Here is a 10,599-nt window from a genome sequence, read left to right as displayed (position 1 = left end):
CGTCGAGATTCAACGCAGAAAAGGCGAGCGCTTTGTTCTGGTTGGGAGAAGGAGAGGACGGCAGCACGCGGGAAGCCAACGGAACGCGGGCGCCCCAGCCGAAGCGGGAAGCGGCGGCGTTGCGGCTGTCTTTCGTCGACGTAATGGCGTAACTCCATTGAAATTCGCCTTCCTGGCTGGCGCGGAAATTCGTGAACCAGTAGTTGTTCATAATCCAGGAATAGATGTAAGGCTTTTCGATGACCGCCTTTTCCTGCCATTTGCCCAGGTTGATATCGCCGAATTGGACCAGCGGCGCCTGGCCGCTGACAAAAATAATCTGGCTGTCCGCGTCCCGCACCGCGGCGAAGTTCTGCATGGTTTGCCAATCGGAAGAACTGCGGGGAATCTGGTTCTCGCCGGGCGCGACAAGGCCGCCCTGGGCTTCATATACGATTTTCCCCTGAGGACGGCTAAAGGGGAAAGCGGCATAAACCGCCTCGGCATTTGTGATGGGCAGTTTGCGTAAACTAAAATGCAGTTCGATGCGCTTTTCCGCGCGGTAGAGGCGGATTTCGCAGCGTACGCCGTTGGGATTGGTGCAGCCGTCGGCGTCGGCGGCGAGCAAGCGGCTGTCCCAAATGGGGCCGGAAGCGCCGTTTTCGATTTTGACGTTGCGCAGCGTGGTTCGCTTGAAGGCGTCGCGTTGGAATTCCCTGCTGCCTCCAGCTAGCGTTTCATAGATGAATTGACCCAATCCCCATTGGCATTCGGCGTCCACTAATTCGCGGCCGTCCGCTTTATCGATGAGGCTGCGGATGGCGCCGGTTTCGGGATTTAAGGTTATGGCGTAATATTCATTCTCCATCTTCCTAAGATCAGTGGGCTTCTCTGTTTCCGAAGCCGCTTTAGCGCCGCCTAATTCGAGGCGGTAGATTTTATAGCCCATTGGTGGAACATCTTCGGCCCAGATCGCCCAGTATGTTCCTTCGGAGCGGCTGCTTAGAGCTTGGGCGGACGCCGTCTGGCCGCGATCGTCGACGAGGCGGAACTCGCGGCCTTGGGGCAGGATTTCATGATCGATGAAGACATCGATCAAACCGGAACGTGGCCAGTTTAGGGTGTTGAATACGGCGATGGAGGAAGCGTCCAGGCGCGGCAGAAAATCCTGGACAAGGCCGAAAGCCTCTTCCTGTAACAGTCTTGCTTTTTTCACCGCTTCCCAGGCGTAGGAGGCTTTCTCTCCCCATTGCGTCATGCTGTTTTCCGCCATGGGATCGGAAATGCTTTCGGCGGCGCCATAGGTGTGTTCATCGTAAAAGAGAAGATCGTCGAAAACATCCGCCGCGCGATCCATAACCGACGGTTGGATATCAGCGCCGAGAAGGGACGACATCGCGAGCAGCCCGCACGTGTTGTGCATATCGGCGTGAGTATCGCGCGAGGCCGCCGTTTCGCGGGCGGCGGAGCCGAAGCCGTCGGTCCACCAATCCGGCCAGGCTTGGCGCAGCGTGGGCAGCTCGTCCGCATGGTTTTGTTTTACGTAATCCAAAAACTCATGCGCCGTGGCCAAACGCAATTTGGGCCAGGCGTAGGTTTCGTTCCATTTTTTTACCAGGCCGCACTCGATCATCGCGGGGGGCGAGTTGTCGGTCTCATAACCGGAGAACTGAACAGCGACGCAGTCGAAAGGATAATTCTGGTCTTTCAAATATTTTAAATAATTCAAAAGACCAGTTTTGAAGGCTTCGATATCGCCGGTATGAATTTTCCAGGAATTGCCGGTCATGTAATGATCGGGACGATAGGCGAGGATTCGGTTTCCGGAGGGGGATTCCCACCAGAAGGGCGTGGGACGATCAAAGGGGAGTAATGAGCGGGTTTTGTTGATGCCCATGCTCAAATACTCCAAGCCCATACCGCTGAAATAATCCACCAGACACCAGGCGGCGCCGTTGACGTCGTTCTGTAAAGCGGAGCGGACGGGAATTGCAAAATCATCATGGATGATTCGAATCGGCTGCAAGGAAGCGGCCAGGGAAGCTTCGTCGGCGATCTCGGCCATGTTGAGGAACATGCCCGCGATTTCGATGCGGCCTTCCTTTACTCTTTTTTTCAGACGTTCGATCTGCTCGGCTGGCCGTCGTTTTAGATATTCCCGCACCGCCCATGAGGTTTCGCACGTCCAACGGAATTTGGCGTCGTCGGGATAGTTATCCGTCAGGTCGCAATAATCGAGGGCGTAATCGATATACCGCAGGTGTTCGGGCAGAATCTCCGTCTGAGGACGGGTGTAACCGATGTCGGTGTGGGTGTGTTGGACGAGATAGATGGTCCAAGGTTTTGGTTTGGGCAGTGTTATATTATCGTAAGTTTTTTTCTCATTAGCAGTTTGGATGGTTACTTGGATCGGATCGGATGTAGGGGGAATCTTGAATTCGAAACGATGCGCTCCCATCGGCACGGAGCCAATAGGGAAATCCAATGGCTTGTCCCAATGAGTGCATGCAATATGAAATACGACTTCGTCCAATCCGCCCGATACTACTTCGGCGGCGAGAATTTGCCGCTCGCCTTCCGGCGTATTCAAAACCAGAGATCCGCTGGAAAACAACGCCGATTGCAGGCGGTTCTTGAGCGGTTCCTTCAGAGTTACAGAAGAAGAGACGCCTTCCAGGCGTTTGCCGTTACTGGCGAAGGCTTTAAGGATAAGTCCCCAGCCGCCGCCGAGCTGATCCACTTTCGCCAGCACGCGGTTTGCGCCTTTTTTAAGAGTAGCTTGAACGCGGTCTTCGCCTTGATCGAGGCGGCGGGCGGCGTGGTTGTCGAGAACGAGATTCTCGTTCACCCATACGCGCACTCCATCATTACTGCGCACCTTAAGCAGAACTTCTTTTTCCTCATCGGCGTTCAATTGGCAGAAGGCGTAGGCGACGCCTTGCGCCAGCCAGTTCTCGTTAAAAATTTGATTGAAATCCAACGATCCGTCGGCGCCGCATAACGCCGGAATCCAGGTGATGGTTTTACCAGGTTCGAATTCGATGCGTTCGCTTTCGGTGGGATAGTATTTTTTCTCTCCGCCTTGGGTTTTAAGAAAATCTTTGTAGAAGCCGCCGCGCAATTCATCGTCCTTGTCTTGCGGGGGATTATACGGCAGCGATCCCGCCGCCAGCCATACGGGAATCGAACCATCGTCCCGTAAGGGAAAGTTCTCTCCATTGGCGATCGAGGCGATCGCGGCGAATAGAAGAATCATGATGGCGAATCGTTTCATTATTTTTCCTCCCGAATTTTTTTAGCGTTTCGAAAATGGGAATTTCAATGTTCAAAGATCATCCGATTTTTCCGCCGCTATTTCAATGCGAGCTGTAGAGAAGCCCGAATTTTTCTTATTGTGCACCGTTTAGGAAAGAAGGAAAAGTTATGCGTCTAATCTCGATGTTGTGGATGTTGCCAGCGGGGAGGATCGGTTGAATGGATTGGCGGCATTGTCGCGGCTGGATCGAACTTGACGTTGAAATAGGCAAAATCTTTTGCGATTCGTCATGCTTTGTAAAAAAACAATTATGCTGGATTGGATTACTACAAAGCGCAGCCGGTTATTCTCCCTAAATAGAATGGAATCCTTTTAATGGAATTCAAGCGGCTTTATTGCGGGACAATTCGGTAAATTTTTCGTATTCTTGTTTGGCTTCGATTTGAGCGTTGCGGCGTTTCTCGTCGATTTCCTCATAATGATCGAATAACAGATCCACTATTTCGGAATCCAAATCTTTATTTGAGCTCATGGGTTTGAGGATGGCGGCGACTCCCTCTTTACGCAATCCGGAACGATAAGGGCGGTCTTCGGTTAAAGCGGTAAAAACGTCCGCGACGGATATGATCCGCGAGCCAACATTTATTTGATCTTGATTGAAGTTAAAAGGATAGCCGCCGCCGTTGAGTCGTTCATGATGAAAGGCGGCCCATTCCGGGATCGAGTCGAGACCGGTTACGCTTTCCAGGATGCGATAGGTGTAATAAGGGTGTTTCTTGATGGTATTGAATTCCTCGGCCGACAATCGTTCCGGTTTGTGAAGGATTTCTGCGGGAATGGCGAGCTTGCCCAAATCATGAAGATCGCCAGCGATGCGCAATTTCTTCAGATCGAAGGGAGATAAGCCGTAGAGTTCGCCTAACGCCGTCGCTGTCATCGCCACGCCGCTGGAATGAGTCGCCGTAAACCGGCAGCGAAAATCGATGATCCTGACGATGGTTTTCGTGAGCTCCAGCAGAACGTCAATATCCAGAAATATGGTTTCCGCCCGGAATTTCTCGCTTAAATAACGGCAAGTGAGAGCAGATGAAGTGACGTCGAACCAGAATGATTCTTTTTTCGCTAAACGCTTTGCTGTTTTAACAATATCGGGGACGAACATCAACCCCGATTTTTTTTCGACGATTTCGATGACCTTTGGGATTTGTCCGAGAATCTCTCTTTTTTTATCGATGAGCGCATCAATGCGATCCGCTAAATGAAGAATATGGCAAAGCGGCGATATCGGTTGGCCATCGATAAATTCCCCGGCGCCATCTTGCCACTTTTGATGATGGTAACGCACGAGGGAGGCGATGGGCGCTAAAGGATGGAAGGAATTGAGGAGGAAATAGCCGCAGTGAGCATGATCGCCGCGCGAATCGTCTTCGAAAGTAAGACAACTTAGACGATCTTGCAGAGAGAGCGCTCCCACATCGTGCAATAATCCGGCCAGCATCACATTTCGCTGGCTGTAAAAAGAAAGTCCGTGTTCTTCCGCTATCGCAGCGGCGATAAAAGCGGTTCGCGCATGATGACCGAATAATGTAGGACTAATTAAATCTATGGTATTGGAAACGCACCATACCATATCGTATAATGAAACTTGAAATTCATTATCCATAGATAGTATTATCCCTTCAAACCATTCATAAAAACCTATAAAACGTCTTGATGACAATAAATTCCATTTTTGAAAGAAATGTGTCGAAGATGCTATGTTTTATTAGCGCAATGAGATTTCTGGAGAGGATTGTAATTCAAGAAGAGCATATCTGAACCTTCACACAGAACATTTCAGATAATTTTCCGGAAAATAAATTAATTATAGTATATCGTTTTTATAGAAGATCGACAAATAAATGTTATATTTGTTTCGAACATCTCATCGAACATGATGCGCCATGCAAACAATCCAATATTCAATGATCGCCATCGGAGATAAGAAATTCGTCGTCCGGATCGAAGGGGGGAACGCAGACAACGATCGTCTTGAAATCGCCCCAGCCGCGATGGGGTACGCCTTTGGGGATGAGGACGCAGGTTCCGGGAACGGCGGCAATGGTTTCATTTCCCGCTTCCAGATAACCGCTCCCTTCCAGAATATAATAGGCTTCGGTGGTTTTCTTGTGGTAGTGTTTTTTGGAATCCTTGATGTGAGTAACATGCAGGCCGAGATTGGGAGAATTTTGGGCTGTTAGCAGCCGGACGCTGGCGCCGCAGGGGCAGGGAACCGCTTCCACATCTTCTACGCGGCGAACGACGCAAGAGGAAATTTCTTTTTTTGTTTCCATGTTTTAACTCCTGACCAATTTGAAATTCGCTTCCTTACTCTATCGACTGTTGACCGGCGGGAAAAGGCCGCTCACAATGCGGAATTATGTTAACTTTTTTTATGAACCGAACGTTATCCCTATACTGCGATATAGTAATGATCATGAGCCGCAGCTATGCGCGCTCCACCCGATGAACAAAGGAATGGATGAATGGAAAATTTCATAGTAACCGCTGGCGTACGGCGGCGACGCCCTCGTAAAATCGGATGGCTTATCGTTTTCTCTTTTTCACTCTTTTTTCTCATGGGCTGCGTTTATTTGCGGCTTCTCACGTTCAAAGATCAATTATCGGAATTCGACCGCCATTTTGCCGTTGAAGTTCAATATGGATTCATCCTGCGTTTTCTCGATCCGATGTTGTACAGCCGCGATATCCATTATTTGGCGAAATTGGACGCCAGCCGCATAGAGCCATTGGGAAAAGGAGAGAGATGGTCGTATGTTTTCGCCAAGATGCAGCCGGAGGGAAACAGTAATGGCAGCGAGAACTTGGTATTCGAAATGGATTTCAACGCCAAGACCAAAATGACCGCCGTCGCGTTCTCTCCCGTTTTTCTGCAAATCGTTCCGGCGGATTTTTTGAAATACTCGTTGCGTTCGCTGGGTTCGGCGAGGGTAGACGCGAAAAATCATAAAGTTTACGGCGATTCCGCCGCTTTCAAGGGGGCGAATCTGCATCCGCCAATGCGGGAGGCGGTATTAAAAGGATTGGGCGCGCCGGAATCCATGGAGGTGAAGGATAAGGCCGTCGTTATGAAATATCGCTATAAACTGCTTGACGCGCCCGCAACCGAAAGCGGCAAGGAACAGGGAATTGCTTCCGTTACGCTTCAGTTTGTTGCGGAAACGGATGAGTTGGAAAAAGTATACGCCAATTTCGCTGGCATGAAACTATCGATCAATTACGAAGGCCTGCTGAAGAAATCCAAGGAATTTGCCGCTAAATAGAGTCTCTCCATCATCACTATGAATCGAAAACCGTTTTGGATCATAGGATTCGCCATTGGTTTGGCCGGATTGATTCTCTACGCCGCGACAGTGTATCCCGATGTCGGAGGAACCTTGGATTCGCCGGAGTTTCAAATTGCGGGCAAGCAACTGGGTTTGACGCACCCCACGGGATATCCTTTTTATATGCTGATTTCAAACCTGGCGGGACAAGCGCCGGGCGGAACGCTTGCCGTACGCATCGCTATGATCTCCGCAGCAGGCATGGCGTTAATGGCGGTTGTTCTTTGGGGTGCGGCATGGAAACTTTCGGGAAGCGCCGTTTTCTCCGCCGCCGCGGTTCTGTCTTGGATGGTTCGTCCTGCGGTGTGGAGCGCCGCCACCGTCGCGGAAGTTTACGCTCTGCAAATTCTGCTGACGGCGGGAATCGCCTTTTTCTTGATCGAATATCTTTCGGATCGTCGCAACCGTTCCGCTGAAGCGTTAGTCTTTTTATTGGGATTAGGATTCGTCCATCACCTGATGACTGTTGTTTTGTTGATAGGCGCTGGGCTGGCGATATTAACGGCAGGGCGCGTTTCGTTCCATTCTCTGCGGCGTTGGGTGGATTTGGCAATCTTATTTTTGATTCCGCTATTGTATTTACTCTATATTCCCTTGCGGGCGTGGCAGGGCGCCCATTCCTTCGATCTATATAATTTTTCCTCTCTTGGCGACGTTATCCGCTTCTGTTTGGGAGGATCGAATACAGGACTGCTTCATCTTGATTTGAAATGGTTTATGCAAGAAGGTTTCACAAATGGAATCAAGTTTTTTCTGGAACAATTTGGAATAGGGAACGCCCTTCTAGCCACGCTTGGCGCTTTCGATTTATTGCGTAGGCGCAGATTGGAATTGATCTTTTTGGCCTGGACGATGCTGGTTCATATCGCCTTGGCTGGAATTTGGACGGAAGCCGACCGGGAAGCCGTTATTCTACAGTCAATGCTTTGCGGGACGCTTTTAAGCGCCGTTGGAGCGGAGACTCTGCGGATAGCGTTGCTCGGGTGGTTGCGATGGCCCATTTTGGCGATAGGGACGCTGCTGTTTTTCATGATGGCTTCGGCGTCGATATCCGCCTGGACAACCTATTCTTGGATCGCCAAAAGAAACGCTTTTTTCGCTTACGCGGCGGATCGAGAGATCGAACATGCGCTACCGCCGCGCTCAATTGCGCTAACCGCTTATTGGGAAAAAGTTAATTTTTGGAAATACATGATCGAATCGGGCGAATATGAAGACAAGGACCTGTGCGTCTATCGTTGGAACGATCCGCGGGCGAATGCGGATTGGAACGAAATTGGGGAATTTTTGAATGGCGCAGGCGTTATCGGGCCGGAAGGATTGCAGCCGGATCCAACGCGGAGAATTTTCATGTTGGAACCGCCCATAGAGCCGCCGCCTCCGGCGCTAAAACTTAAAAACTGCGAAATCCGCTCCGGAATTTTCGTTTATGAGATTACGGCCTCCTCATCATGCCTTTCGAAAGAAGATGAAGCGATTTCGCTTCTCCAATTGCCCTGGAGCGTATTGGAATGGAGCTGGCAGGAGCCAAGCGTAAACCATTCGTTGAATGGAAATTTACTAAAAATCGCGGGAGAGGTTTTTATAGAAGGTCTGGGAATTCATGGGGGAACGAAAATCCGAATTCCAGTTCCGCCAGATGCAAAACGTTTCCGCGCTTTTGTTGGATCATCGGACGATTTGCCGCCGGATGCGCCCGTCTCCGTAGAATTTCTTCTCCTGGCGCAGGATGCCGTCCTAGCGCATAGTCCCCTGTTGCGCCGGAACGATAAGTCTTTCAAACTCGAATGCGGCGCCGAAGGACTGGCGGATTTAATTCTCGAAGTTACCGGCGGCGTGGATGGAGTGCGCTCCGATCACGCCGTCATTGGCGATCCTTGTTTCTTTAAGAAATAAACCTAAGCAAATTGGAATGGGATAGATTTTTCGTCTATCTCTGGACGGATAGAATCCAGGAAGGTTTACTATTCATGGTAAGGCGAATCTTTAATGGATGACGCATCTATGAAATAATAAAACGATCCCTTTGGACGTTGCGGGATAGATCGGCGTTTTAACCTTAGCAGGGTGGACTCAAAGCGAAGCGCCGCCCACAATGGCGAGCGGGAGTTTTTTTACTGAATAACAAGTACGCGATTGGAAAAAAATATTGGAACGAGTGAAGCGAGATGAAGAAGAATCATCAACGAATCGGGGAAATTCAAATGGTTGAAACGAAGAATCCTTACGAAATGTATTTTCAGAATAAAGGGATCATAGCGGCGGCAGTTATAATTTTGTTGATCGTGATTTGGAGTATGATTCCCGCCAGAGATATCTATATCAGCGATATCGATGAATTAAACGTTCTATCCTTCGAGTGGAAAGAGCCGATACGGGATAAAACCGTGGATGGCAACAGCTTATTGATCGATGAGAAATGGTATCCCAAAGGAATGGGAGTCCATGCCAACTCGGAGATATCGCTGAAAGTTCCGAGAGGGTATACCCATTTCATCGCCGATGCGGGGGTCGATGACGAGATATCGCAGGACAAACCCGCCTCGGTGCAATTCATGGTTCTGGGGGATGGCGCGGTTCTCTTCGAAACGCCGGTTATCAAAGCGGGAATGCCGCCGCGTCGAATCTACGCGAATATCGAAGGCGTTGAAGTATTGACGTTAAAGGCAATGGACGGCGGCGACGGCAGCAATTCCGACCATGGGGATTGGGGGAATGCGCGCTTCGTGAAGCGGTAAAATTAATTTTCTGACCGCGCAAGGGTTGCCGCTTAACGATTGCGCGTTATACTTTTTAAGGTTTTGAACAATACCAGAGATAAATATGAGGGAGTAGCTCAGCCGGTAGAGCATCTGCCTTTTAAGCAGGGGGTCCCGGGTTCGAGCCCCGGCTCCCTCATTTTTTATTCCCTTTTTATCAGAAAGTTATAATTTACCTTCCTATATTTACTCCACTTATAAATCCTAATTTATCTTGACATTAACATATACGGTTGTTCCTTCCGCGCCCAATAAACCCCTTTGATCCCCTCTAATTGGAAGGTTTTTTTAAGGGAATAAGGAGGGCTTTATTCTATGGGCAGGCAGGAATGCGGGTTGGGTGTTGACGGCGGCAACGATCAATTTGGAGTTAGCGGTCTTGCGGTCTTTGCTGTGGCGGGCGATGGAGGTGGAATAAATTTCGGCGCGGCGTCAGGCTATTTTTCGGGCGATGGGGGCTAGTTCGACAATGAAGTTCTCGTTTAGCGGATCGATCAAGCGGGACGCTTCCAGCACTTCGATTCCGGAGAGAAGACCATCTGGACCGAAATCCGCCGCGATGTTTTTTTCCAGATCGCGGTTTTTCGCCTGGCCGGGCTCAATGGGGCGGAATTGAATATAGAGGGCGTCGACTTCGAGATCGTAGGAGATTTTCATGGTTCAATCCTTTTTATCGAAATAAAATGTTTTTACGGTTGCGACGACGATCTCGGCGGTTTCGTCGGTGAAAATTGCTTCAATGGCTTTGAAATTATAGTGTTTTCCATTTCATGGAGATAGAGAGTCGAAAGGGAAAGTTCTGCGTGCGGAATATTTGCGGCCGGATAAGGGAGACCATTCGCCTTCCCGGATGCAAGAAGATATCTCGTGGGGTAATGCGCCTCTTTGAAGAGCACGAATCGCCGCATGATTCGATAGGCGAATGGTTTTCAACGGATTGAGCGCTTTCATTTTCTGTAATAATCAAATAATGTACTACATAATAGTTTTTATTTTTGGAACGCCGGATTGTATTTTCCTGGCTCGGCGAATCCTCCCAGCTCGGGCCTCATGGCCCCGAATCGCGGGTAGCTGTCGAATATCTCTCCATTTCTCATCTGCCGTGGGTCTCCCTGTTCCTTCAATACGCTTTCCAATGCGTTTTTCAAATCGTTTTTGATTTTTTCATATTCGTTATTCGCCGCTAAATTGACAAGACAACCGGGATCTTTGCGGATAT

The 10,599-nt window shown here is 49.6% G+C and carries 8 protein-coding genes and 1 tRNA gene; 4 read left to right on the top strand and 5 right to left on the bottom strand.

Annotation, left to right across the window (positions count from 1 at the left end; genetic code table 11):
- From AB1656_08445 to AB1656_08435, 3 genes are all read right to left on the bottom strand, one after another.
- Positions 1-3,253 (bottom strand): glycoside hydrolase family 38 C-terminal domain-containing protein (locus AB1656_08445; GenBank protein MEW6235398.1); only part of this gene is annotated, 3,253 nt, incomplete at its 3' end.
- A gap of 364 nt (positions 3,254-3,617) precedes the next feature.
- The gene (locus tag AB1656_08440) at positions 3,618-4,898 is read right to left on the bottom strand and encodes an HD domain-containing phosphohydrolase (protein MEW6235397.1); all 1,281 of its coding nucleotides are present in this window, start codon (positions 4,896-4,898) and stop codon (positions 3,618-3,620) included.
- Positions 4,899-5,196: 298 nt separating this feature from the next.
- Positions 5,197-5,568, bottom strand: a complete 372-nt coding sequence (locus AB1656_08435; protein ID MEW6235396.1) for a cupin domain-containing protein — start codon at positions 5,566-5,568, stop codon at positions 5,197-5,199.
- Between the two features lie 192 nt (positions 5,569-5,760).
- Between AB1656_08435 and AB1656_08430 the strand changes: the two genes are divergently transcribed.
- From AB1656_08430 to AB1656_08415, 4 genes are all read left to right on the top strand, one after another.
- A complete protein-coding gene (locus AB1656_08430) occupies positions 5,761-6,558 on the top strand; it encodes a hypothetical protein (GenBank protein ID MEW6235395.1) in 798 nt (265 codons plus the stop codon).
- 18 nt (positions 6,559-6,576) lie between these two features.
- Positions 6,577-8,517 (top strand): NPCBM/NEW2 domain-containing protein, encoded by a 1,941-nt coding sequence (locus AB1656_08425; protein MEW6235394.1) that lies wholly within the window; start codon positions 6,577-6,579, stop codon positions 8,515-8,517.
- Positions 8,518-8,825: 308 nt separating this feature from the next.
- A complete protein-coding gene (locus AB1656_08420; GenBank protein MEW6235393.1) occupies positions 8,826-9,359 on the top strand; it encodes an NPCBM/NEW2 domain-containing protein in 534 nt (177 codons plus the stop codon).
- An 87-nt stretch (positions 9,360-9,446) separates the two neighbouring features.
- A tRNA-Lys gene (locus tag AB1656_08415) sits at positions 9,447-9,519 on the top strand.
- A gap of 293 nt (positions 9,520-9,812) precedes the next feature.
- On the opposite strand, the gene AB1656_08410 is transcribed toward AB1656_08415, so the two are convergent.
- Together AB1656_08410 and AB1656_08405 are read right to left on the bottom strand one after the other, a co-directional pair.
- Entirely contained in the window at positions 9,813-10,037 is a 225-nt protein-coding gene (locus AB1656_08410) for a DUF2283 domain-containing protein (protein MEW6235392.1), read from the bottom strand.
- 332 nt (positions 10,038-10,369) lie between these two features.
- Positions 10,370-10,599 (bottom strand): heparan N-sulfatase (locus tag AB1656_08405; GenBank protein MEW6235391.1); only part of this gene is annotated, 230 nt, incomplete at its 5' end.

The sequence above is a fragment of the Candidatus Omnitrophota bacterium genome (assembly GCA_040755155.1).
Taxonomy (GTDB): domain Bacteria; phylum Hinthialibacterota; class Hinthialibacteria; order Hinthialibacterales; family Hinthialibacteraceae; genus JBFMBP01.
This window is presented reverse-complemented; position numbering and strand designations above follow the sequence as displayed.